The sequence below is a fragment of the Limosilactobacillus coleohominis 101-4-CHN genome, from assembly GCF_000161935.1.
Lineage (GTDB): Bacteria > Bacillota > Bacilli > Lactobacillales > Lactobacillaceae > Limosilactobacillus > Limosilactobacillus coleohominis_A.
Genome location: NZ_GG698803.1, coordinates 151544 through 176447 on the forward strand (window position 1 = coordinate 151544; position 24904 = coordinate 176447).

Annotated in this window: 24 protein-coding genes and 1 tRNA gene; 18 read left to right on the top strand and 7 right to left on the bottom strand. The window is 43.2% G+C overall.

From position 1 onward, the window contains the following. Positions 1–88: 88 nt before the first annotated feature. Complete coding sequence (locus tag HMPREF0501_RS03895) at positions 89–949, bottom strand: ROK family protein (RefSeq protein WP_040455836.1); 861 nt, start codon at positions 947–949, stop codon at positions 89–91. A 242-nt stretch (positions 950–1191) separates the two neighbouring features. Here HMPREF0501_RS03895 and HMPREF0501_RS03900 point away from each other — a divergent pair, with 242 nt between their 5' ends. From HMPREF0501_RS03900 to nagA, 5 genes are read left to right on the top strand one after another with little or no spacing between them, the layout of a single operon-like run. Next, complete coding sequence (locus tag HMPREF0501_RS03900; protein WP_006916553.1) at positions 1192–2070, top strand: N-acetylneuraminate lyase; 879 nt, start codon at positions 1192–1194, stop codon at positions 2068–2070. A gap of 21 nt (positions 2071–2091) precedes the next feature. Continuing rightward, positions 2092–2781 (top strand): N-acetylmannosamine-6-phosphate 2-epimerase, encoded by a 690-nt coding sequence (locus tag HMPREF0501_RS03905; protein WP_006916554.1) that lies wholly within the window; start codon positions 2092–2094, stop codon positions 2779–2781. 20 nt (positions 2782–2801) lie between these two features. Beyond that, complete coding sequence (locus HMPREF0501_RS03910) at positions 2802–3659, top strand: MurR/RpiR family transcriptional regulator (protein ID WP_040455838.1); 858 nt, start codon at positions 2802–2804, stop codon at positions 3657–3659. A 21-nt stretch (positions 3660–3680) separates the two neighbouring features. Continuing rightward, a complete protein-coding gene (locus HMPREF0501_RS03915) occupies positions 3681–4394 on the top strand; it encodes a glucosamine-6-phosphate deaminase (RefSeq protein ID WP_006916556.1) in 714 nt (237 codons plus the stop codon). An 11-nt stretch (positions 4395–4405) separates the two neighbouring features. Continuing rightward, on the top strand, positions 4406–5542 hold the full coding sequence (gene nagA / locus HMPREF0501_RS03920; RefSeq protein WP_006916557.1) for an N-acetylglucosamine-6-phosphate deacetylase: 1137 nt from the start codon (positions 4406–4408) through the stop codon (positions 5540–5542). An 82-nt stretch (positions 5543–5624) separates the two neighbouring features. Here nagA and HMPREF0501_RS03925 read toward each other — a convergent pair whose 3' ends face one another. Further along, complete coding sequence (locus tag HMPREF0501_RS03925; protein ID WP_006916558.1) at positions 5625–6515, bottom strand: LysR substrate-binding domain-containing protein; 891 nt, start codon at positions 6513–6515, stop codon at positions 5625–5627. Between the two features lie 139 nt (positions 6516–6654). Here HMPREF0501_RS03925 and HMPREF0501_RS03930 point away from each other — a divergent pair, with 139 nt between their 5' ends. From HMPREF0501_RS03930 to HMPREF0501_RS03965, 9 genes are all read left to right on the top strand, one after another. Beyond that, positions 6655–8286 carry a malolactic enzyme gene (locus HMPREF0501_RS03930; protein WP_006916559.1) on the top strand — a complete coding sequence of 544 codons (1632 nt, stop codon included), beginning with the start codon at positions 6655–6657 and terminating at the stop codon, positions 8284–8286. A 25-nt stretch (positions 8287–8311) separates the two neighbouring features. Continuing rightward, on the top strand, positions 8312–9280 hold the full coding sequence (locus tag HMPREF0501_RS03935) for an AEC family transporter (protein WP_006916560.1): 969 nt from the start codon (positions 8312–8314) through the stop codon (positions 9278–9280). Positions 9281–9420: 140 nt separating this feature from the next. Then, entirely contained in the window at positions 9421–9603 is a 183-nt protein-coding gene (locus tag HMPREF0501_RS08515) for a hypothetical protein (protein WP_050755747.1), read from the top strand. Continuing rightward, positions 9600–9995: a TetR/AcrR family transcriptional regulator C-terminal domain-containing protein gene (locus HMPREF0501_RS03940; protein ID WP_050755748.1), complete on the top strand. Its 396-nt coding sequence runs from the start codon at positions 9600–9602 to the stop codon at positions 9993–9995. The genes HMPREF0501_RS08515 and HMPREF0501_RS03940 overlap by 4 nt, the downstream gene beginning before the upstream one ends. Before the next feature lie 17 nt (positions 9996–10012). Then, positions 10013–12745, top strand: coding sequence for a YhgE/Pip domain-containing protein (locus HMPREF0501_RS03945; protein WP_006916562.1), 2733 nt, complete (start codon positions 10013–10015; stop codon positions 12743–12745). A 59-nt stretch (positions 12746–12804) separates the two neighbouring features. Beyond that, positions 12805–14172, top strand: a complete 1368-nt coding sequence (locus HMPREF0501_RS03950) for a threonine/serine ThrE exporter family protein (protein ID WP_006916563.1) — start codon at positions 12805–12807, stop codon at positions 14170–14172. Between the two features lie 6 nt (positions 14173–14178). Beyond that, positions 14179–14835 carry a uracil-DNA glycosylase gene (locus HMPREF0501_RS03955; RefSeq protein ID WP_006916564.1) on the top strand — a complete coding sequence of 219 codons (657 nt, stop codon included), beginning with the start codon at positions 14179–14181 and terminating at the stop codon, positions 14833–14835. A 76-nt stretch (positions 14836–14911) separates the two neighbouring features. Then, a complete protein-coding gene (locus HMPREF0501_RS03960; protein ID WP_006916565.1) occupies positions 14912–15901 on the top strand; it encodes an alpha/beta hydrolase fold domain-containing protein in 990 nt (329 codons plus the stop codon). Between the two features lie 17 nt (positions 15902–15918). Further along, entirely contained in the window at positions 15919–16488 is a 570-nt protein-coding gene (locus HMPREF0501_RS03965) for a DJ-1 family glyoxalase III (protein ID WP_040455842.1), read from the top strand. Between the two features lie 58 nt (positions 16489–16546). On the opposite strand, the gene HMPREF0501_RS03970 is transcribed toward HMPREF0501_RS03965, so the two are convergent. Continuing rightward, positions 16547–17875, bottom strand: coding sequence for a ClC family H(+)/Cl(-) exchange transporter (locus tag HMPREF0501_RS03970; RefSeq protein WP_040455900.1), 1329 nt, complete (start codon positions 17873–17875; stop codon positions 16547–16549). Positions 17876–17895: 20 nt separating this feature from the next. Continuing rightward, positions 17896–20484 (bottom strand): bifunctional lysylphosphatidylglycerol flippase/synthetase MprF, encoded by a 2589-nt coding sequence (gene mprF / locus HMPREF0501_RS03975; RefSeq protein WP_006916568.1) that lies wholly within the window; start codon positions 20482–20484, stop codon positions 17896–17898. A 149-nt stretch (positions 20485–20633) separates the two neighbouring features. On the opposite strand from mprF, the gene HMPREF0501_RS03980 reads away from it, so the two are divergent. Together HMPREF0501_RS03980 and HMPREF0501_RS03985 are read left to right on the top strand one after the other, a co-directional pair. After that, positions 20634–20708: transfer RNA gene (locus tag HMPREF0501_RS03980), tRNA-Asp, on the top strand. Positions 20709–20765: 57 nt separating this feature from the next. After that, on the top strand, positions 20766–21659 hold the full coding sequence (locus HMPREF0501_RS03985; protein ID WP_006916569.1) for an RluA family pseudouridine synthase: 894 nt from the start codon (positions 20766–20768) through the stop codon (positions 21657–21659). A 72-nt stretch (positions 21660–21731) separates the two neighbouring features. On the opposite strand, the gene HMPREF0501_RS03990 is transcribed toward HMPREF0501_RS03985, so the two are convergent. The 3 genes from HMPREF0501_RS03990 to HMPREF0501_RS03995 are packed head-to-tail and all read right to left on the bottom strand — an operon-like array spanning position 21732 to position 23871. Beyond that, positions 21732–22229: a DUF4811 domain-containing protein gene (locus tag HMPREF0501_RS03990; RefSeq protein ID WP_191975859.1), complete on the bottom strand. Its 498-nt coding sequence runs from the start codon at positions 22227–22229 to the stop codon at positions 21732–21734. Then, positions 22226–22390, bottom strand: a complete 165-nt coding sequence (locus tag HMPREF0501_RS08920) for a hypothetical protein (RefSeq protein ID WP_155801153.1) — start codon at positions 22388–22390, stop codon at positions 22226–22228. The genes HMPREF0501_RS03990 and HMPREF0501_RS08920 overlap by 4 nt, the downstream gene beginning before the upstream one ends. Beyond that, a complete protein-coding gene (locus HMPREF0501_RS03995; RefSeq protein WP_006916571.1) occupies positions 22390–23871 on the bottom strand; it encodes an MDR family MFS transporter in 1482 nt (493 codons plus the stop codon). Before HMPREF0501_RS03995 ends, HMPREF0501_RS08920 begins: the two co-directional genes overlap by 1 nt. Positions 23872–24001: 130 nt before the next feature. On the opposite strand from HMPREF0501_RS03995, the gene HMPREF0501_RS04000 reads away from it, so the two are divergent. Beyond that, a complete protein-coding gene (locus tag HMPREF0501_RS04000; protein WP_040455844.1) occupies positions 24002–24445 on the top strand; it encodes a MerR family transcriptional regulator in 444 nt (147 codons plus the stop codon). A 68-nt stretch (positions 24446–24513) separates the two neighbouring features. Further along, entirely contained in the window at positions 24514–24858 is a 345-nt protein-coding gene (locus HMPREF0501_RS08520) for a hypothetical protein (RefSeq protein ID WP_155801154.1), read from the top strand. Positions 24859–24904: the final 46 nt, after the last annotated feature.

The following is a 24904-nucleotide window of genomic DNA, read 5'->3' on the forward strand; positions in this document are numbered from 1 at the left end:
TCGACGGCGCTTTTTTGTGCGGTTGAATTAAACTTTAAAACTATTACGGTGATAACCATAACACGTTTAAATTAAAATGTATACGCTTTCATAAAAAGAATGGAGAAAGAGCTCCAAAGACCTGTGCTTGGTCTTGGAGGGTCGTTGCCTTGATATCAACGTTTGCTAACCCTTCCGGAAGAAAGTAATGAACGGCAGATTTAATTTGATGAATGAAAAAATCACCCTGTTGACTAACGGCACCGCCGATTAAAATTTGAGCTGGATCAAGGATTAAACAGATTTGAGCTAGCTGCTTACCCAGCTGGCGACACCAATGTTGAATAATTTTGACAAATTGTGGTTGACCATTGCGAGCCCGTTGAAAGGCTTCCGGAACTGAAACGTTGATCGATTCAAGACGGTGTTGCAAGGCCAGGGTAGAAGCCTGACTTTCGAAACACTCTTTTGATTCTGGATCATAGTTAAGGTAGCCAACGGAATTCGCAAGGCCGTGTGCACCCCTGGATAAATGTCCGTTGTGATAGAAGGCACCACCAATGCCAGTTCCTAAAGCAACGCAGTACACGGATTGATCTGCGTGAACGTGACCGCATAGGATTTCCCCCATTAGGGCCGCATCAACATCATTCATCACCTGAACCGGTAACTGCGTAGCCTTCTCTAATATTTGTTTTAGTGGGGTGCCTTGATAATTTTGAATAGTTGGGCCGGCATAGATAATTTCACCATGATGACCAACACGTCCCGCGGTGCTGACCCCAATGCCACTAATCTTAAATTGTCCCATTATTTGGTGGCTAATGGTTGTTAAGGCTTTAACAATGGCTTGATCTTGATTATGATTGGTAGCTGTTTTACCGGAATCAAGCATTTTTAAATTTGAGTCAATAACAGCGTATTTAATTGACGTTCCACCAACGTCAAAAGCAAGATAATTTTTACACATTAGGTTCAATCCTTTCTGAAACTCTTGGTTAAAACGATTACATTATATCATGCTTAAGCCTTTCTTTAAATTTATTTTTCAGGCAAGAAACGTTATTAAAACAGGGATATAAACGGATAATGAAAAATATTATCATAAAAACTAATTGCAAAATAGTTTTCACAACGTATCCTTAGGGTGCGGTTGAAGAAGAACTATTACATGGATTTAGTAACCAGTATTTTAAACAAAGGATGGTAAAAATGACTAAAAAATTATATTCCGCACTATTAACTTCTTTCAACGCTGACGGGACCGTAAACGAAAAGGGAACCCGTGAAATTGTGCGGCACAATATTGATGTTAACCACGTTGATGGCTTGTATGTAGGTGGAAGCACCGGTGAAAACTTTATGTTGCAAACCGCAACTAAGAAGCGGATCTTTGAAATTGTGAAAGACGAAGCCGGTGATGATGTTGACTTAATCGCCCAAGTTGGTTCGATTGACTTACAAGAAGCGAAGGAATTAGCTAACTACGTTGTTAATGACCTGGGTTATAAAACAATTTCTGCAGTTACACCGTTCTATTACAACTTTAGTTTCCCAGAAATTAAATACTACTACGATGAAATTGTTAAGGATGTCAATGCTAACTTAATTGTTTACTCTATTCCAGCATTAACGGGGGTTTCTCTCTCCTTGGATAATTTTGCTAAGTTATTTGAAAATCCAAAGATTATCGGGGTTAAGTACACTAATGCCGATTTCTTCCTCCTCGAACGACTTCGCAACCGTTTCCCAGATAAGAAGATTCTCTTTGGAACGGATGAAATGCTCTTACCAGCCCTTTCACTAGGGGTTGATGGTGCAATTGGCTCTACTTATAACGTCAATGCAGCTCGGGCAAAGGCGGAAATTGAAGCCTTCGAAGCCGGTAATATGCAAAAGGCACTTGATATTCAACATGAAACGAATGACCTGATTTCCGCAATTCTGGGGAACGGCCTTTATCAAACAATTAAGTTATTGCTTCAAGACATGGGAGTTGAAGCCGGCTACACTAAGGAACCAATGCATAAGCCAACTCCAGAAATGAAGACCACGGCAAGTGAAATTTATGCGAAGTTTTTAAAGAACTAATTTAAAGAAGGCACTTAAATAATGAAAAATACTTTTTTGAAGGCTACTAAAGGGAATTTAGTCGTATCCTGTCAGGCACTGCCTGGTGAACCACTGCACAGTTCATTTATTATGGCGCGAATGGCGAGGGCTGCCAAGGAAGCAGGGGCTTCCGCAATTCGGGCTAATTCCGTTGTTGATATTCAAGCTATCCAAGACGAAGCACATTTGCCCATGATTGGACTTGCTAAAGTGGACTATGACGATTCACCAGTTTACATTACGCCAACAATGAAAGAAATGCGGGCGGTCGCAAGTACTGGCTGTGAAGTAGTTGCTTATGACGTTACTGGTCGTCCACGGCCCCATGGTGAAAAATTAGCGGAGATTGTTGACCAAATGCGGAAAGAATTTCCAAACACTTTACTCATGGCAGACACAGACTGCATTGACAGTGTTAAAATTGCTAATGATCTCGGCTTTGATATTATTGGCACCACAATGCATGGTTACACGCCAGCAACTGAAGGGATGAACGTGGCGGACGATGACTTTGCCTACCTCAAGGAAGTTGTCCAAACTGCCGAACATCCAGTAATTGCGGAAGGCAAAATTGACCGTCCAGAAAAAGCCAAGCGATGCATTGAACTTGGCTGCCATGCTGTCGTGGTTGGTGGAGCCATTACGCGTCCACTACAAATTGCCACGGGGTTTGTCAATGCTCTTAAATAACTAATAAGGAATGATGATGGATGTCTGCACGTTTTATGGAACAAGTTCAAAACCTTTTTATTAACCTGCCGCGGCAGGAAAAAAAGGTGGCCCGCGTAACGCTGCAAAAACCGGAGTTGGTACGGCGCATGAACATTACCGAACTCGCTAATCAAGCAGGCGTCGGCGTTGCCACTGTGAGCCGTTTTACCAAACGGGTGGGCTGCAAAAATTTTGCGGATTTTAAACTTGCATTAGTCACACCAGATACGATGCAGCGAGAATCGGAGCAGAATGTTTCTACTCCGAATGACATCCATAATTATTATCAAAAAATTCTGGCGGAAACGATGGCGATGGTTTCCACTAAGCAACTCCGCCAAGCCGCTAATCTAATCCATGGAGCGAAGCGGGTGTATGTTTTTGGAATTGGTAGTTCCGGATATAATGCTCAAGAGTTCGCCCAACGTTTAATGCGGATGGGGAAGCCCGCATTTGCGATGACGGAAAGCAATATGATGACGATTGCCAGTGCCACGATGCAAGACAACGATATTGTAATTGCCTTGTCAGTCTCTGGGAGTACCCCAGAAGTATGCTCTGCTGTTCGTGATAGCCGTAAAAATGGGGCAACAATTATTGCGGTGACCGCTTTTAAAAATAGTTTGCTTGGTAAAATGAGTGACTTACTATTTCAAATTAAGAGTACGGAATTAGTGGGTGACTATGACTTTATTAATTCGCAATTTGCGGTGACCTATGTGATTGATATGCTGACACAAATGCTGCTTCAATTTACGGATTTCCGTGCAACGATGAATAAGACGGTGGAAGCCATCTTAGTAACGAAGGAACAAACTACTGGACATAGCAATCGTCGTCAGAATCATGATGAATAAAACGGAAAGGAAATTTTTGTGATGAATGTAATTGTGGTCAAAAACGCTGCGGAAGGCGGAAAAAAAGGGGCAGAAATTTTTATGACCGCGTGGCAAAATGGGGCGAAAGTCTATGGCCTTGCCACAGGAAGTACCCCGTTGACGACCTATGCCGAGCTTTGCAGCAGTGCAATTGATTTTCGAAAGTGTACGTCGGTTAACCTTGATGAGTATGTTGGTTTAGGGCCGGATGACGAGCAAAGTTATGCCTACTTTATGCAAAAACATCTGTTTAACCAAAAACCGTTTGCTCACTCGTACATTCCCAATGGCCTGGCACCTGATTTAGCAAAAGAAGTGGCCCACTACGATCAAATTATTGCGGATCATCCAGTGGATTTACAGATTTTAGGAATTGGGCGTAATGGCCATATTGGGTTTAATGAACCTGGAACTCCGTTTGATAGTACCACCCACGAGGTGCAGCTCACACAATCGACGATTGATGCGAATTCACGGTTCTTTGCTAACGAAGCTGACGTTCCCCGGTCCGCATTGTCCATGGGAATGGCTTCGATTATGCAAGCCCACCAAATTCTTTTGGAAGCATATGGTGATGCAAAGGCGGATGCGATTGCTAAGGCAATTGAGGGACCCGTCACTGAAGATGTACCGGCAAGTATTTTACAACGGCATCCGAATGTCACCATCATTATTGATGAAGCAGCTGCACAAAAGCTGCATGGACAATACTAAGGAGTCGTAAAATGCAAACTGTCATTAAACATGCTGATATATATACTGGGGAAGAAGTCATTAAAGATGGTTATATTCGTTTTAACCAACGGGTGCTTTCTGTTGGGCCAATGATTGAGTATCAGCCTGAAGCGGCTGACGAAAAGATCATTGACGGTCACGAGCGGATTATTGTTCCCGGGTTCATTGATGTGCATAGCCATGGTGGTTATGGGATTGATACGATGGATGCCGATCCAGAAAAAATTAACGAAATGGTTACCCAAGTCACGAAAAATGAAGGGGTTACCACTTTCTTTCCCACCACGGTCACTCAATCGGTAGAAAACATTAACCGGGCAATGGAAGGAATTCGTGAAGCGGCCAAAATGAATCCGGTAATTAAGGGGACTCATTTGGAAGGACCTTTTGTCTGCGTTGAATATAAGGGTGCCCAGCCTGAACAGTACATTCAAGATCCTGATTACCGACTGCTTGAACACTGGAATGAATTATCCGGTGGGCTCGTCAAGATGATTACTTATGCTCCCGAAAAACCAGGCGCTCGTGAATTGGAAGAATACTGCCTGAGCCATAACATTGTGCCGTCTGCCGGCCACTCGAACGCTACGCGGGAAGAAATGAAGCATTCGCTGGCTAGTCACATTACCCACTTGTATAACGCCCAACGGGGAATGCGGCATCGTGAACCCGGTCTGACGGGGGACGCTTTGATGGAAGATAATCTCTACACTGAAATCATTGCGGATGGTTTCCATGTTGTTCCAGATATGATTCGACTGGCCTACCAGATTAAAGGTCCAGATCGGATGGAATTGATTACCGATTCCTTACGGGCAAAAGGAATGCCAGAAGGAATTTCAGAGTTAGGTGGTCAAAAGGTCATCGTTAAAGACCATCAAGCCCGGCTTGAGAATGGTCACCTAGCGGGTTCAATTTTGCAATATAACCTAGCGTTTAAGAATATTGTTGATTTCACGGATTGTGGGATTGCTAACGCGGTCAAAATGTCATCAGTTAATCAGGCCCGCGAGTTTAACTTACCTTCTAAGGGTGGTTTAACTGTTGGGAAGGATGCCGATTTGAATGTTTTGGATCAAGACTTAAATCTGCAAACCACCTATAGTTATGGTCACCAAATGAACTAAATTAATAACGCCAAACACTCCTTTAGAATAAAAAAACAAGCCTGTCATTACGAGACAAATCTCGTTTGACAGGCTTGTTTTTTTATTGTGGTGAATCATTGGTAAGTAAATTCCAAAGTGTTTGTTTAGCATCGTTAAATGCGGCGGTATTACGACGGACACATGAGATCAAAAATTCTGGTTTTTCACTGTCTAAAAGGGGAATTTGAACCAAGTCATTAGAGGGCAGAATGGCTAGACTGGTTAGGTATGAAATGCCGATATTTTCAGCCACCATTGATTTAATAACATGAACGTCGGTGGTTTTATAGATTGTGCGCGGTCGAATATGGTTAATTCTGGCCATCATTCGAAATGCCTGATTATGGACAAACCCTTCGTCCAAACTAATAAACTTTTCTTTCGCTAGCTCTCGGAAATAAATTCCGGACTTGGCCTTGGCAGCTAGTGGATGGTGACGCGAAACGATGATATTAATGGGCTCCCGCAAAATTGTCGTACTGGTAAGGCGGGGATAGTTTAATGGAACGAGCGATCCCAAAAGTGCTAAGTCAATATCACCACGCCTGAGCATGGCTAATAACTCGGTCGAACCATGTTCAAAAACCTCGAGTTGGGTCATTAACTGGTGATGCATTAATAACGGTGTCAGTGGTGGGAAAAAGTAGTTACCAATAATTGGCGGTAAACCGAAACGAATCTGCTGCTGCTGATTATTTTCAATATCCTTACGGGCGATTTCTAGTTCACTCAGGATAATGGCGACGTGATGGTCAAATTGCTGGCCGTTCTTGGTGATGACAATTTCATGGTGGGACTGGTCACGGATGAAGAAAGAAGTCTGCAATTCGGTTTCTAAACGTTTAATCGCGTTGGTAATGGTGGGTTGGGTAACGTTAAATTTAGCGGCCACTTTAGAAAAGTTTTTTACTTTGGCTAGTTCGTGATAATATTCTAGATCATTAATATTCATTTTAGATTGCCTCTATATCAACAAATTGATTCGCTCATATAATTATTTTTTATTATACTACAATGATTTGACTATAGCCTTGGCCGTTTTTTAGAATGATTGCGTAAATTAGTGATGATCATAATTTGTGAGAAAGGAAATGAGATCAATGAAAGCAATGGAAATCTTGAATAACCCTTATTTAAATAAGGGGACTGCGTTTACGATGGATGAACGGAAGAAGTTAGGTTTATTGGGGGCATTGCCAGCTAAGGTGCAAACCTTGCAGGAACAAGCTGATGAAACTTACGCTCACTTCCAAACTAAACCAGCAGGGTTACCACAACGGCAATTCTTGATGGAAATTTTTAACACCAATCGGACATTGTTTTTCTACTTAATGGGGCAACACATTGTGGAATTTATGCCGATTGTTTATGATCCAGTCATCGCGGAATCAATTGAAAACTACAGTAATATTTTCATTCAACCGCAACAAGCGGCCTTTTTGTCGGTCGATGATCAAGACAACGTCGAAGAGAGCTTGAAAAATGCTGCTGATGGTCGGGACATTCGTTTAATTGTTGTTACCGATGCTGAAGGAATCCTTGGTATTGGTGACTGGGGTGTCAACGGTGTTGACATCGCTGTTGGTAAGTTGATGGTATATACCGCGGCTGCTGGGATTGATCCATCTCAAGTGTTGGCCGTTTCCCTGGACGCTGGGACCAACAATCAAGCATTGTTGGATGATCCGATGTACCTTGGTAACCGTCACAAGCGGGTTTATGGTGATGAATACTACGCATTAGTGGATAAATTTGTTCAATCCTCACGTAAGCTGTTCCCAGAAGCATTACTGCACTTTGAAGACTTTGGACGTTCCAATGCGGCCGTTATTTTGAACAAGTACAAAGATGCAATGCCAGTCTTTAATGATGACATTCAAGGAACGGGGATTATCGCTTTAGCCGGTGTACTTGGTGCATTGAACATCTCAAAGGAAAAACTAGTGGATCAAAAGTTCTTAACGTTCGGTGCTGGGACTGCTGGTATGGGAATTGCGAAGATGCTTTATGATGAAATGGTGCGTCAAGGAGCCGATCCAGCAGAGGCGAAGAAGCACTTCTACCTAGTTGACGTCCAAGGTCTGCTTTTCAATGACACTCCGGATTTGACACCGGAACAAAAGGAATTTACTCGGGACCGGAGTGAATTTAGCAATGCGGATGAATTAACCGACCTCTTATCAGTGGTTAAAGCAGTTCATCCAACGGTGATGATTGGGACTTCCAAGCAGCCAGGAGCCTTTACTGAAGAAGTAGTGAAGGAAATGGCGGCGCACACTGAACGGCCAATCATCTTCCCAATTTCCAACCCAACAAAATTGATTGAGGCCATGCCAGCCGACTTGATTAAGTGGACTGATGGTCGGGTTTTGACGGCCACAGGGATTCCAGTCGATCCCGTTGAATACAAGGGGGTTACCTACACCATTGGTCAAGCCAACAATGCCCTTGTTTACCCGGGAGTTGGTTTTGGGGCAATTGCTGCCAAGGCTAGTCAAGTCAATGAAACGATGCTGGCGGCGGCTGCACATGCACTGGGAGGAATTGTTGACCCAAGTGAATCTGGTGCGGCAGTGTTACCACCAGTTGCTAAATTGGAAGACTTTACTACCCGGGTATCTGAAGTTGTGGCCCAGTCAGCAATTGACCAAGGATTAGCTGGCGATGGTATTACTGATGCTAAGAAGGCCGTTGCGGACCTTAAGTGGGAAGCTAAATATTAATTCATATTATAAGGGAGATTGAGCAATGTCTGTATTTTTAACGTCCGTTTCAAGTGTCGTTGAAATTGTCCTGATTATGGCGTTGGGATATATTTTGCGACGGAATAATTGGTTTACGGATTCTTTTGGTGGCAATATTGCATCGTTAATTACGAAAATTTCCTTACCAGCATCCATTTTCATGAGTGTCATGAAGTATCTAACTAAGGATAAACTCCTTGGTTTAGGGATTGGGATTATTTTCCCAGCATTGGCAGTGATTGTCAGCTACCTAGTGGCTTTTGCAGCTGTGAAGTTGTTCAAGATTCGACCAGGTCGCCGCGGGATTTTTATTAATGCTGTGGCGAATGCCAACACGATTTTTATTGGGATGCCGTTGAACACCGCTTTATTTGGAAATAAGGCTATGTCTTACTTCTTGATTTACTACATCGTTAACACAGTTTCGACGTGGGCATTTGGGGTTTACTTAATCCAAAATGACGACCCAACGGCTGATGGTCAAAAGAAGCAACGTGATCATATTAACTGGTCCAAACTATTACCAATGCCACTAGTTGGGTTTATCTTTTCCATCATCTTTCTCTTAATTGGGATTCCAGTGCCAAACTTTATTGGTCAGACGTTATCATACGTGGGTAGTTTAGTTACTCCACTATCCTTGATTTACATTGGGATTGTCTTGTATGATGCGGGATTGAATAATTTCCGTTTCGAACGGGATTCTGTATTGGCACTAATTGGTCGGTTTATCATTTCACCACTGGCTTTGATTATTTTGATTAAGCTCGGTATGGGAATGGGTGTTCACTTGCCAAGCTTAATGCGGCAGACATTAGTTGTTCAATCAGCAACGCCAATGCTTGCGGTATTGCCAATTTTGGCTAAAGAAGCCCATGGTGATGTTAAGTACGCTACAGATGTCGTGGTTATGAGTACGGTTCTCTTTGTGGTAGTTGTTCCAATTTTGATGGCAATTCTGCAATTTGTTTAATTTAAAGTTATTAGGGCGGCGAGGTTTCTCGTCGCCTTTTTTAATTCAACACTTTTCAAAAATGTTAGATTGTGCTACTATTCTCCTTGTTAGTTTTGAAATAAGACATATTTAAAATTTGTTTCAAAAGGAGGATGAACATGGCTGAACTCACGAGAACAGAGCGGGATTTTCAGCGAGCACTATTACACCTGCTAGAAGACCATTCCTTCCTGTCGTTGTCTGTTGAACAGATTTGTCAGGAAACGATGATGCACCGCAGCAGTTTTGACCGCTACTTTGCAGTTTTGACCGCTACTTTAATGATAAATATGATTTATTGAAGCACACGGTTAATACTAAAATTACCAATTTAATTGACGAGAGCGATTCTTCTGAGGATGAGCTGGTTAATGTGGTGGATTATCTATGTACCCATAAAACGGTGATGCGTAATTTAGCAACGAGTAATGCTAATAGCTCGCTGTATCCGACAATGGTGAACATTTTGGCTGATATCATGTTGAACCGTTATGAAGCGGGGATTGATGATCGCTTAGTCAAAAGTATTGGGACGTTTGATAATCCAGAAACCACTGCGTATATGCTCAGTTCGAGCATTGTCGGGGCATTTTATTGGTGGCGGAACCAAGATTATGCAACGTCTAAACAGACCATTATCAAACACGCCAACATGTTTATTGATTGGTTAACCGCTAAAGGGAAGGCTAAATAATCAGTTAAGGTGAAAATATGAAACAAAATCAACGTTCAATAACCGCTTTGTTAATGCTTGTGGCAATCCTTGCCCCATTAATGTATAGTTTGTTTTTTATTCAGTCAGTTTGGGATCCGTATGGTGGGGCTAAAAATTTACCCATTGCGGTGGTGAATCGGGATGAACCAACTAAATATCAGGGAAAAATCCTTAACGTTGGTGCACAAACTGTTAAACAGCTTCGTCATAATCATGATCTCAAATGGCAGTTTGTGAGTGCGCAAGCTGCGCAGCGCGGGATGCGGAATCATCGTTACTACACGGTAGTGACGATCCCACGGAATTTTTCAGCCAATGCCGCGACGGTCATGTCTAAACATCCACAGAAGATGGAACTCCATTACCAAACGAATGACTCAAAAAACTATTTAGCCCGGAGTATTAGTGATATTGGTATGAAACAGCTGAATCAACAGATTCGGGCTTCAGTCACTAAAGCGTACGCAACGGCCATGTTTGATCAGTTGCATGTGTTGGGCAAAGGGATGAACCAGGCCGCTAGTGGCGCCCATCAAATTAGTGATGGCACAATGGTGTTACAGGATGGTGCAAACCAATATTTTGCGGGAGTTTCCAAGGTTAATCGTGGTGTTCAAGAGTTACAGATGGGTGTGGCACCCCTTGGTGCTGGTGCTCAGCAGTTAGTTAATGGTGGCGAACAATTACGTCGTGGAGTTAGTCAATTTACGGCTGGGACAAACACGCTGGGGGTTGGATTACAATTGCTAGCGGCAAAGATTCCAGAATTTGATCAAGGAATTGGCCAACTGCAAACCGGATTAAATGATTACACTGCTGGCACTAAACAATTGGGAAATGGAATCCAACAGATTAGTAATCAGTCAGACCAACTCCGTGCGGGGGCCAGCCAACTAAACCAAGCGGCCGGTCAGTTTGGCAAACTTAATAATGGTAGTCGTCAAATTGCTGATAACGTTGCAGAATTTAATAATGTTTTGCAGACAAGCCATTTAATGGAAACCCTTGGCTCAGCCCAACAGTTGGGAACCGCTGCTGCTAATCTACAAACGCAGCTGGCTGGAATTAATCAATTGTTAGCTTCATTGAAGGGACTCGATCCTAACCAGTTGACTACGGTTGTTCAGGCAATGAACTCGTTAACGCCAACGCTAACGGGCAACTTAACTAAAATTGGAACTAACTCACGGCAAAGTGCCACAACCGCTGCTCAAATGGCTCAGGCAGTGGCCAGTGATCCGCAAGCGAGTGCAGCGACAAAGAAGATCGTTGCTGATGGTGCCCAAACAATCGCTGCAGCAGCCAGCGATAATGGCAACCAAATTAACCAGATTCAAACCACAATGCGGGGTCTGTCAACGGCCCAGAGCGCTTTAGCACCAACTATGCAAAAGCTGCAGGCCTTGCAGCAGGGCTTACCACAGTTATCCCAAACATTAGGTAATGCGCAGCAATTACTGACTCAAACCAGTCAAGTTTTAGGGCAGTTAAAAAATAATCAAGCACTGATTACTGCAATGCCAGGCAAAGTGCAACAATTAACAGTTGCAACCAACCAATTGAGTAATGGAACGGCGCAATTGGCCCAAAGCAGTGGCTTGATTAATCAGTTTACAGATGGCGTTAACCAGTACACAGGGGCAGTTGATCAGGCAAACGTTGGTAGTCAACGGTTACTGGCGGCTAGTGATCAATTAACTGCTGGTGGACAAAAACTACAAAGTGGCTGGCAACAATATTCAACCGGTGTGCAACAGGCTAATCAAGGTGCCCAACTATTGAACGCCAATGCCGGAACCCTTAACTTGGGTGCTAGTCAGTTAGCGGCTGGTCTGGGCCAATTAGGGGGTAAGGTGCCCGCGTTAATTAGTGGTGTTAACCAGTTAGCGCTGGGGACGAATCAATTAGCGATGAATTCACCTAAGCTATCAACTGGAATTGCTCAGCTAAACGTAGGAGCAACCACGTTAGCCGACCGGCTCGGTAGTGGTGCTAACCAACTGAACCATTTGCACCCAAATGAGCGAACTGCGACAATGTTTGGGGCACCAACGAAACTTACGCACCGGAGTTACAGTCATGTTCCAAACTATGGACACGCCTTAGCGCCATTTATTATGGCAACGGGGCTCTTCATCGGGGTGTTAATTTTTACTCTAGAATTTCCATCGAACAAGTACCTTGAACGAACGGCAACGAAACGTCAATTGTTAGCGCATGAGTTCAAGATTGCGCTGTTAATTAGTGTGTTAATGGCGGCTGTTCAAAACGTAGTCTTAATGTTGGTGGGCTTACAAGTACAAAATATTGAACAACTCTTTATGATTAGCATTATTTATACAGTTGCTCAAATGGCAATTATGCAGTTCTTTACACTGGTCCTTGGGCGTTTTGGAACGATTTTAGGTTTATTGCTATTTGTGGCCCAACTTGGTGGTGCTGGTGGGATGTTCCCAATGGAAGTTACGAACCGATTCTTTAACCTCATTCACCCGCTGTTACCAATGACTTACGGTATTAATGGACTCCGTCAGGCAATTACCGGCGGCTTTGGTACAACGTATCTCCAAAGTAACCTTTGGATTTTGGTGGGCTACGCGGTTGTTTTCTACTTGTTAATATTACTAGTGGCCGATCGTGGACAATTACGGTTCAAGTTGCACCAGTTGCCCGCTACCGATGCGCAAAAAGCAAAATTCGGTACACAAAGGGATTCGAAACTCGTATAATAGAAATGTTAAATTTAAGATTCTCGTGAACCGATGATCACGAGGGTCTTTTTTCATGAATGAAGATGAATAATGGGAGAGAAGAAATGAGTAGTCAGGAAATACCAGCCAATCAGTATCATCATCATATGCAGATTGATTGGATGGACTTTGTTACGAGCGATAATATTACACCAGCCACCGAAGCCAACTTAGTTGAAAGAGCAGTGATTGTTGGCCGAGTCGGCATTATGATGCTGGCTTGTGGAACAGGATCATGGCGGGTTCGCAATTCAATGAATATTGTGGCGCAAACGCTTGGCATGACTTGTTCGGCCGATATTGGTTTAGTTTCGATTGAGTATACCTGTATGGACAATCACCGAAGCTACACGCAGGCCTTATCATTGCCTAGCACGGGGGTGAACACTACTCGCCTAAACGCTTTGGAACGGTTTATGAAGGATATGGAAGCGGAAGGCGTCAGTTGGACGATCGGAGAGATCCATGCTCGTCTAAACGAAATTCAAAAATCAAAAGGCAATTATCAACCGTGGATGGTTGGCCTGGCAGCGGCACTAGCATGTAGCGCCTTCGTTTTCTTGCTCGGTGGGGGTTTGGTTGAAATGCTGTGCTGCTTTATTGGCGCTGGCTTTGGGAATTATGTGCGGCGGAAAATGATTGATCATCACATGACCCTTTTTGCTTGTATTGCGGTGGCTGTAGCGACCGCTTGTATCGCTTATTTGGTTTCCTTTATGTCAGTTCGAGCCCTCTTTAATGTGAGTCCCCGTCATGAAGCTGGTTATATTGGGGCAATGTTGTTTATTATTCCAGGATTTCCATTCATTACTAGTGGTCTGGACTTGTCCAAGCTAGATATGCGATCTGGGTTGGAACGGGGCGCCTATGCCGTTATTATCATCACGGTAGCAACACTAGTCGGCTGGTTAGTCGCTATGCTAGTCCATTTGCGACCAGAAGATTTTATGCCCTTATCTTTATCACCATTGATGTACTTACTGCTTCGGTTACCGGCCAGTTTTTGTGGCGTGTTTGGTTTCTCAATTATGTTTAATAGTAAGTTAAAGATGGCCACCACTGCCGGATTGATTGGTGCGATCGCAAATACACTTCGTTTGGAATTAGTTGATTTGGGACATATGCCTGCTGGGGCCGCTGCTTTCTTGGGTGCTTTGACTGCAGGGTTGTTGGCGTCAATTGTCCGGAAAAAGGTTGGTTATCCAAGGATTTCCATTACAATTCCATCAATCGTGATTATGGTGCCAGGATTATATATGTATCGGGCAGTCTATAACATTGGTTTAACTTCCATTAGTACTGGGGCTCTATGGATGACGCGGGCGCTCTTAATTGTTGTCTTTTTACCGCTTGGTTTAATTGCAGCCCGGATCTTGACTGATAATAAGTGGCGTCACAATGGTTAATTGGAGATGACAAAATTGCAGATTCAATATCCACCTCAGCTAGTTTCCCAAGTCAAAAAGCGGGTCGCTGGGCACAATTTAACTGGCTTTGTTGCTGGAATGGGGCCAATGCATCCGCGGGTCATGCTTCTCGGTGAAGCGCCAGGACGGCAAGAAGCAAAAACTGGCATACCATTTGTCGGTAGCTCGGGGAAAGAATTAATGAAAATGCTAGCGTTAGCTGGTTTAACCCGCGATGATGTTTATATCACTAGTGTAGTGCGTAGCCGGCCGTTTTCAATTCGTCAGGTTCAGGATCGAAAAACCGGTGCAATGGTAGAGAAACACCCCAATCGAACGCCAACAAAAAAAGAAGTGTTAGCTTATGCGCCATTATTTGATTGGGAAATCAAAACGGTCCAGCCACAAATTATTGTGCCGTTAGGGAATACTAGTTTACAACGGCTTCTGGGACCCACTGCAAAGGTAGGAAGCCTTCATGGTCTCCCCCAAAAGACAACTATTCTAGAGTCGTTGCCAGATGATAGTGGTTATGAAAAAGGGCAGCACCAGTACTGGGTATACCCGATGTATCATCCCGCGGCATATCTATATGCGCGACGCTTGGAGCCAACTGTTCGTAAAGATTGGCAGGAATTTGGTAACTGGTTGCAGCGGAATTAACAGTGTAACGGAGTGCTTTTTACAGACATTTGTTTTACCATACAAGTAGGACGTTTGATTGGATTAAGGAGTTAGCATGAAACATGAACATCGATTAAACCGCCAGGTTGCTAAATCCGTTGCTAAGAATTTAAAGGACAGTCTGCAGGAACAGTTTGATTGCGGGCATAGTCGTTCAGCAAAGGCATCACTAGTTGCGTTAAGTTTGCAGCTGTCTGGTTTTAAACAAATGCTTCATCAACCGGAACGATTGGAGAAAGCGTTGACTGAAGCTGCACAAGCAAGTGCTGCGCCGTTTGTTGTACCGCAAGAAATTAAAAATCAAGGCGACGTGATACGGCAGACGATTGGCGGGGTCCCTGTGGTGGTACTCAATGCCAGTGCAGAGAATGATCAAATCTTTGTTTTCTTATTTGGTGGTGCCTATTTCTTGCAACCGACTAAGGACCACTGGCGCTTTGCCCAACGACTTGCCCAGCAAACAAACACTCGGGTGCTTGTTCCACAATATGCACTTGCGCCAACTCATCAATTTACGGCGGCGTATGCTCAGTTGCATCGACTATACACGGCGCTTTATCAAGATACTCCGGTTTCGAAAATTACACTAATTGGTGATTCAGCCGGGGCGGGCTTGGCAGCTGGTTTTTGTGAATGGTTAGGTCAGCATCAAATGCCCCAACCTGGACACCTAGTCTTAATCTCTCCGTGGCTGGATTTAAAACTAACGAACCCGCTAATTGCTAAATATCAGCAGCGTGACGTGGTGCTAGATGCTGATGGCTTACGACGGGTTGGCCAAATCTGGGCTGGAGTGACATCATTAGATGATTATCGTCTTTCTCCAATTAATGGTCCGGTGGAAGTGTTGAAAAATGTTCTAGTTTTTGTGGGAACCGATGAAATTATGTTTCCAGATATTATGAAATTTGTGAAAATGCTGCGTTCGCGGAATGTGCTTGTAGAATCACAGATTGGTCGACAGTTGTACCATGAGTTTCCACTGACGCCGATTCCAGAATCAACGGTAGCAATCCACCAAATCCAACAGTTTTGTTTTGATTAATCAATGAGGTGATAGTAATGAAAGTTGCAGTAGTATTAGCTAATGGCTGTGAAGAAGTTGAAGCCTTAACACCAATCGATGTTTTTCGGCGGATGGGAGTTCAAGCCGATATGGTTGGATTAGGCAGTCAAGACATTATGGGGGCCCATCAAATTGCCCTCCACTGTGATCGCGTTGTCGATGATCAACTCTTAGACTATGATTGTGTTATCTTCCCCGGCGGAATGGGTGGCGCACATGCTTTCCGGGATAATGATCAGTTAATGGACTTAATGCAAAAACGGCAGGCCAATGGTCAATGGAATGCGGCCATGTGTGCCGCACCAATTGCTTTTGCGCGGTATGGCCTCCTCGATAACCATGATTACACGTGTTTCCCAGGAATTGATGAGGAGACTAAGCGGGTTGCACCAACTGGTCATTTTAAAGAATCCATTACGGTGGTCGATCATAATGGTCACATTGTTACTAGTCGTGGCCCAGCAACTGCGTTGGCTTACGCTTTTCAGATTGCGGAAGTCTTAGGTTTAGATACTAAAGAAATTAAGCATCAGATGCTGTATGACTATTTGAAGGATAATATCTAAAGTGAAAGAGACAGTTAACAGATTTCAGAAATGAAATTTGTTAACTGTCTCTATTTTTTTATGCGAAAATTTCTTCCCGAAGCGCGGTATAAATTGGTCGCCCTCCTAGTAAATCATTGACGAGATAAGCGACGAAGGTCATGATTGTCATTGGCAGAATTTGCTCAATCGATCCGACCATTTCTGTAATTAAGAGGATCGCAGTGAACGGCGCGTGTTCAATGGCACCAAAATAAGCAGCCATTGAAAAAGCAATAATATTAATAAAATCGGTTGCGGGGATAACGTTAGTTTGGATCATGAGTGGAGCACTAATACACCCAAGCAGTGCTCCTAATACCAGAATGGGCATAAAAATTCCTCCCGGAACTGTGGCGCCATAGCTTAACATGGACCAAACGAAACGAATCACTAAAAAGATTAAAAGATACATTATTAGCTGGGGGTAATTATGCATCCCTACGTGCGTGACTTTAGCAACAAGGTAATTAATCAATAAGTGACTACCACCAAGAATTCTCGGTTGCCAAAGGCCAACGGGAATTATTAATAGCAGGGGGAAAATACTGTGGTACTGTGCTGGAATTTGGTGAATTTTACTAAACCACCAGCGAAGATTTAAGAGACAGTATTGATAACCATAGGCACAAATTCCCAGAATGAGCCCCAAAATGATCATGATGGGGTAGGAATGGACGGGTAGATTGTTGGTAATGGGGAGAAACAAACAGGGCTTGGTGCCAAAAAAGCAAACGGTGACCGCATCGGAACAAATGGCTGCCGCCAGCGCAGTTAGCCAAATTTGCGGCTGGAAATGAAAGACAATTTCTTCCAGTAAAAACATTGTTCCCGCCAGTGGTGCGCTGAAGGCCGCTGATAAACCGGCAGCAATGCCACAAGAAAGCAAAGTTCTAGTAATGTCACGATTGTTGTGAAAGAAATGCTCACTAAAGCCTTGACCGATTGCCGCGCCCATTTGAATACAGGGGCCTTCTCGTCCCAGAAAAAGCCCCGGACAGATTGCCAGTAGCCCGCCAATAAACTTACGCCACAGCACTTGGGCCCAATTCATGGTGTGTTGTCCAGCCAAAATTGCTTCAATCTGGGGCACCCCTGAGCCAACTAGGTCGGTTTGAAATGGGTGAATAACATAGCCAAGCACTAAACAAATGATGATTGTTAGACCAGCATAAGCAAGAATCCACCAATGGTGCTGTGCCATGGCTGGATAAATAATTTGCAGGCCCGATAATGTTTGATCAATAATCCAGCGAAAGAGACTGACTACTAGGCCGGTCAAAATACCAACTAATGACCCCGCAAAAATTAGTTTGAGAAAATTAGAATGAAATGGTTTGTTTAATACATCAGCCGCTGTTTTCATTATTTGCCTCCTTGGTGGCATCCTTAATTCTTCCACCAAATAAACCAAGGGTGACGGCGTTCTTGTTGGTCCATTCGCTGGTTAACGACGCTTAACAGGGCGAGCATCGAATCGATTAACGACGTCTTTTTACGAAAGACAGTGTATTTTGGAAACCAACATGAAGCATATTTTTCTTTGTAACGCCGGAGTCCTTGGAATCCGTATAAATGGTAGCCGTATTCGTAGATGAAGTGTGCCACCTTTTCTTCAATAAAGCTGTATTGAGAAGCACCCACATTTGCTAGTGGCGCCATCCCTAAATCGAAGTATTGATAGCCTTCTTGCTGGCCATATTGGAACATCGATACAAAAATTTTGTCCATGATGCCAGATGGTGCATCGCGACGGTGACGCATTAAGTCAATTGTTAATAATTTTTTACCACCGGTTGGCATGAGGGTGGCAAAAGCCACTAATTCACCAGCAGCGGAGCGGACTAATGCAACTGGTGCTTCATTAATATATTGGGGTGAGAAAAATCCTAAGGAGAATCCTTTTTCGACTTCATGACCTAACCAATCATCTGAAACGTTTTTCATTTCTTTCATTAATTGATCGGTAAAGGGCGGTTGAACAATTTTAAAAGTATAGCCTTCGCGGTCAAACTTATGCATCAAGGCACGTTGGGAACGTTGTTTTTTACCTGCTAGTGTAAAGTCAGCAAGTTTTACCCATCCGTCTTCACCGGTCTTCATAAAGTCAAAGCCAAATTCGTGCAGGTCAAGTGTTGTATTGCTATTTACTTCATAGAAGACTAATTGATAGCCATAGCAGTCAGCTTCACGTAAAAATTGTTTGATGGCGGCATTTTTCAGTTCTTGATTACCGACCGGGTCCCCCATAATAATTAATTTGTCATTTTTACGCCGGTACATGAAAAAGAGTTGATCATGATCATCAATTTGATAATAGTAAATATTTTTGTCCCGGAGCAAAGCGAGGTGACTGGTTTCGTTACCACCGAATTCATCGATAATGGCCAAGATCCGTTGTTTGTCTAGTGGTTGTTCGCCAGCAAAAGGATCGTTGCCTGCCATAAAATAACGGATGATGATGAACATAATGGCAAAGCCAAGAATCAGGCCGATAAAACCAGATAACCATATTTTTTCACCAGGGAATAGTAAAAATTGTGGGATAGAATGATTAGCGGCATAGTGCGGAGTATTGATAACTCCCACGATAATATAGAGGATTAAGCTCCCAACAAAGATAATTCCGTCAACTAAAAACTTTCCCGTGGAATACTGTAACTTTTCACGATAAGGAACGTGCCGCATCAGGAATACGAGAATAAGGATGATAAACAAAAAGATGGTTAGCGTGACGGTGCCTAAGTTAATAATTGTGTTGGTAATACCGATAACGAGGATAATGACGGTTGGCCAGTAAGCGCGTTTGACTTTGGATTGAAGTCCCCGTGCACAAGCCAGCATGGCGATTGCAAATAGGATTGTCGTTAGTTGATGGAGGAAGAAGAAGGTAAAGGGATAGAAGCGCTGAAGCAGTCGATTATTATCAGTAAGGTCAGGAACGGAGGCTGCCAAAAGCATCAAAATTCCGGAAACATACATGAAGCACGTGATGAGCCAATGGGCAGTTTGCCGAGCGATGGATAGGGGGATGTGATCAAAGAAATTATCAAATTGGGTAAAGACATGGTGAATGAAGAAAATGGCACCAATGATAATTGGAACAATATAGTAGAAGACCCGAAAAAGTAATAGCCAAACAACCGTGGTGGCGCGCGGAACGCCTAACATAGTTAATTCAAGCATCATCATGACATCAAAAGATCCGATGGCCCCCGGAAGCATCGACACAACCCCGAGAACCTGTGCCACTACGTAAAGTGGAAAAACAGCCATTAAGTTAATTTTGACGCCCATTAAGTAACCAATTAGGATAAAAAAGAGGGCAACTAACAGCCATTCCAAAGTGGAACTAACCGTGAGCAGTGTTTTGAGTTTAGCAGTTAATCCTTGAAACAGCTTGGAATCATGCCGACGGGTAAAAATAAAGACGATTGGAAAGTAACAACCGCCCCCAATGAGCCAGATGGCATAACGGTCAAAATGACCACCATCATGAAAGCCGTACATCACAATTAAGGCTAACCAGCAAAGAATGGAGAGTCCAGCGAGCAAGAAGACCGCAATCTTAGCAATTGCCAGGAGAATTTCATTTCGACGGGCCTCTTTACCATAAAAGTAGGCCCGCAGAGTAGCACCTAAGAGTCCGCCGAATCCAGCGATGTTGGTGAGGGTGTTAGTGATCCACCCACTACGGAAGACGTAGAATTTACTAAAGTGACCAGGTAACAGCTTGGTAATTGCAACATCGTAACCAAGCATTGGCAACACTGCTAAGAGGCCACACAGGGTCATGATTACGACGTTTGCCAAGGACTGATTTTGAATACCGACACTGACTTGATGCCAATCCACTTCTTTAAAGAAGTTACTTAAGGCGATCACTACAAAGATGATTACGGAGGCCACAAAAATAGTCTTAATAACTTTAGCGTATTTATTCCAGATATTGGTTAATTTCTGGATCATGGTTTTCATTTTTCACTGACTCCTTCAATAAGCTTACTTCTTTATAATAAAGTAATTAAATGGTAGATACCAGTATCACGGATTGTTTCCGGATGAAATTTTGAAAAAACAATTGACGGGGTGGTGAAGTTCACGTATACTACTAATTGTTGTTAAATGGTTCGTTGGTCTAGTTGGTTTAGGACGCATCCCTGTCACGGATGAGATCACGAGTTCGAGTCTCGTACGGACCGTTATAAAAAAGCTGGGTGTTACCCAGCTTTTTTAATACCATTAATGAGGAAATAATGATGGAAAATACATGGCAATATCATGGTACTAGTCCGATTAAGATCAAGCGCTACTTGAGTCAATTGGGGATGGGCCACCGGCTGTTTAATGATATTAAAAATGGGGATGGTCAGTTTTTAGTTGACCATCGTCATGTCCGGCCGACGACCCAGGTGCTACCGAATCAAACCTTAACCATTCAGGTGGATGCTGAAACGCCAGATCCAACGGTCCAAAGTAGTAGTCAACCATTGACGATCGTCTACGAAGACGCCAATTGGTTAGTAATTAATAAACCAACGGGGATTGCATCTATTCCGGGACCAACAGAAGATAACGGTACAATTTTAAACCGGGTTAAAGGGTATTTAGAAAAAAACGAAGATCCTAATCAACGGCCGCATTTAATTACTCGCTTGGACAAGTACACGAGTGGGCTATTATTAGTTGCAAAACATCGGGTGGCTTCTAGTATGATTAGCCAGCAAGTAGAAAAGCATACCATGCAAAAGCGCTATCTCGCAGTAGTTGCTGGTAAGCTTACGAAGCAGCATGGAGTAATTGATCAACCAATTAAACGGGTGGCCGGCCAGACAGCCCGCATCATTGACCCAGCCGGTCAACCAGCTCGGACGGAATATTGGTGTCAACAGACCAATGAAGACTACAGTCTGGTTCAATTACAACTTCATAGTGGGCGGACCCATCAAATTCGGGTACATATGAGTTTTATTGGTCATCCGCTTGTTGGTGATCATCTTTATGGCGGACCATTGGAAATAGCTCATCATCAAGTTTTACATGCTAGTACATTAAGTTTTCGAGATCCGTTTACAGAACAACAATTACAATTTCAAGCACCAATGTCAAAAGCACAACAAGCATTATTGAAGCAATTAAAGTTGACTAAGTAAAAAGGAGCACCGGTTTGCGGTGCTCCTTTTAATCGTTATTGGAGAAGTTTGTTAATTAGTTGACCTTGAAATTCAAGCTGCGCTTGTTGACTGATTTGCTTTATTTTCTGGGGGGTCACGAGTATTAGCAGCGGCAACCTTTTGCTGTACATAGGTGGTCATTTGCTGCTTGAGTGCAGATGTTGTTTGATTTGAATTATTCATGCGCTTTTTTAATTGGTTGGCTTGTTTAACAGTGAGCCGAACGTAGCCCTTTGGATAATAAAGGGTATTTGTCCGGTGAATCAGTTTATTCTGCATACCAGTTCCAATGAACAAGAATTTGTAAAATCCATTTTGGTAACGCCATCGGGTTTCCGTAGTAGTTAAATAGGCGGTGTTAGTGGTACTGATTTTGGTTTGACTATAAGTCCGTTCATTCGCTTGAGTATGAATCGTCTTGCCCTGATTGGGAGTGGTTTTGTAAATAAAGACATTATCTTTACCAGAAGTACCAACGGGTTGGTACAAATTAATCGGCAAATTTTTTCCCGCTGCTGAGTAAATGCGTTGTGACTTAGTGATGGTCACTTTTTCATTCCCCAATGATGGGAGTAATTAGCGGTGACGCCCACCGTGGTCAGGACGAACAGGATCGCAAAAATGATCACGCCAACGCGTCGGCCCCTTTTTAGGAACATTGAAGAGAGGTAGAGGCCGACGGCCATGATAAATGAAAGATAGATGAGCATTAATCATTGACCTCCTTATTGATTAGTAAATCGTGTGCATTCTGATTTTTCAGTAAGAACGTTGCTAGAAAACCAATGAGAGAGAAGGCAACGGCAAACCAGAATGAAGCTTGATACCCTTTGAGCGTCGCATTAATCATCGCTGACTTGTATTGTAGTGGGGCACTCGTTAGGAGTGACTTAGCTGGTTGCGCATGCTTAGTAACGTTAGTCAATACCGACATAAGGATAGCCGTCCCAACGGAAGTTGCAACTTGCCGCATTGTGTTGTTGACAGCGGTCCCGTGGGCAATTAATGACAGTGGAAGGGCGTTCATGCCTGAAGTGGTGACGGGCATCATTACCATGGAAATCCCAAACATCCGAATCCCGTAGAGAATTACGATGTCAACGGTTGGTGTATCTCGGTTAACGAATGCAAATGGCAGGGTCCCGATTAGCAAGATGAACATTCCAGTTGAAGCTAGGCGACGCGCACCATAGCGGTCAAAGAGGTTCCCAGTAATCGGGCTCATGGCACCCATGAATAAGGCACCAAACAGTAAGGTTAATCCCGAATGGAAAGCAGAAAGGCCATGCACAATTTGGAGATACATTGGAATAACTAATTCTACGGCAACCATGGCCATCATTGTAATCGAACTTAGAACGGTGGCTAAAGAAAATTCAAAAGTCTTGAAGACACGGAAATCTAAGAAACGATTTTCAAGATGATTCTGGCGAAGAATTAGGACCCCGACTAGTATAAAACCAACGATAATGGTGATGATTACTTCAGGATCGAGCCAGCCCTTATCGCCAACGGTAGAAAATCCGTAGAGCATACTACCGAAGCCAATCGTTGAAACGATTAATGATGGTAGGTCCAGTTTAGGATGGCTAGTTTGGATGACACTCTTTACAAGAAATGGTGCCAAGATAATGACTACCGCGACGATTGGGATAATCATTGCAAAAAGGTATCGCCATGAGTAATTGTCAATTACCCATCCAGATAAAGATGGGCCAATCGCAGGGGCAAGACCAATTACTAATCCGTTAATCCCCATCGCTGCACCACGGTGTTCTGGTGGGAAGATTGTCAGCATAATAGTCTGCATTAGTGGCATCGTAATGCCAACGCCCACCGCTTGAATCAAACGCGCAATCAGGAGCGTGGCAAAATTTGGTGCGAGCCACGCAATAATGGTACCAAGTTCAAAAATAATCATTGCCGACATGTACAGTAACTTGGTATTAAAACGATTGCTTAAATAAGCACTGACCGGAATCATAATCCCATTTACCATTAAAAAGCCTGTAGTTAGCCATTGAACTGTCGAAGTATTCACGTTAAAAGCATTCATTAATGCTGGAAAGGCAGTTGCCAAAATGGTCTGGTTTAAAAAGGTACAAAATGAGCCGATTAGCAAAATTGCCACCATGAGTGGCCGATTATATGGTTGGCCATTAATATCGATAGGTTGATCTTGAGTAGCCAATTAAACCCCTTCTTTCTTTTCACAGTATTTATCAATATAAGATTATTTGGTCTAATTGTCAAATTATTTGACAAAGAGATCAAAAAAAGTGATACTCATTATATCAACACAAAAGTTCGGAGGGAAAGCTATGAGTTCAATGGTAAATGAATTGCGCAGGGTCTTCTTTGACGATCGGTTATTAATCACACTTAGCGAATTATGTGAAGCTAGCGAAGTTTCACCAAGTCAAATTCGTTATTGGGAAAAGAAGGGGTATATCCATTCGCGGCAGAATCAGAAAAATCAAAGCCATAAATACACGTTAAGGACTCTGGCAACGGTTGCTGGAATTAAATTTTACTTGGATCAAGGGTTTACTTTGGCAACCGCATTTCAAAAACAAAACCAGCAACGGGATCTTCATCAAAGTGTGAAGACGTTTATGATGAAAAGAATTCATGACGTCCAGGAAAAAAGTAATCAGGTCGAAATTGATTTGGGAGTGGTGGCTAACGCCCCGGGCAAACGAGTAGTGGCAATCGTTGATCAGGATGGTGAAACTCAGCTAGTTTTACGGGAGCAACAGAATTAATTTAACGAAATCGTTTTCATGGTGTTATTCTAGACATAACAAGATTAACTTGAAAGGGTATGACAATTGTGAGTGAGCAATTAGTTAATTATACAGATTTAACTGCGGATGCCCAAAAGCAGGCCCGCCAAGATTTTATTAACTATTACGTTCGTGAATTTAAAAATGATAATTTAGAGGTAATTTCCAATTTGGCTGATGATCGCGATTTGGCAATGATTAACCACTTGCTTGGTGAAAATAGTTACCAAACTGTTGACCAATTGGCACCGCTAAGTGCGCGGATGGTTGGCTCGTCATTTGATCGGGTGTTAGCAAAACTCGATATGCAATATCAACCAAACGGTGAAGCAGCAAAAACGTGGACGGCTTGGGAAAAAGCAATTCATGAACAATTACCGGTTGAAGATTAGTTGTGAATGTAAGAGTGTGGCAATTTGGCGCCCCACTCTTTTGTTT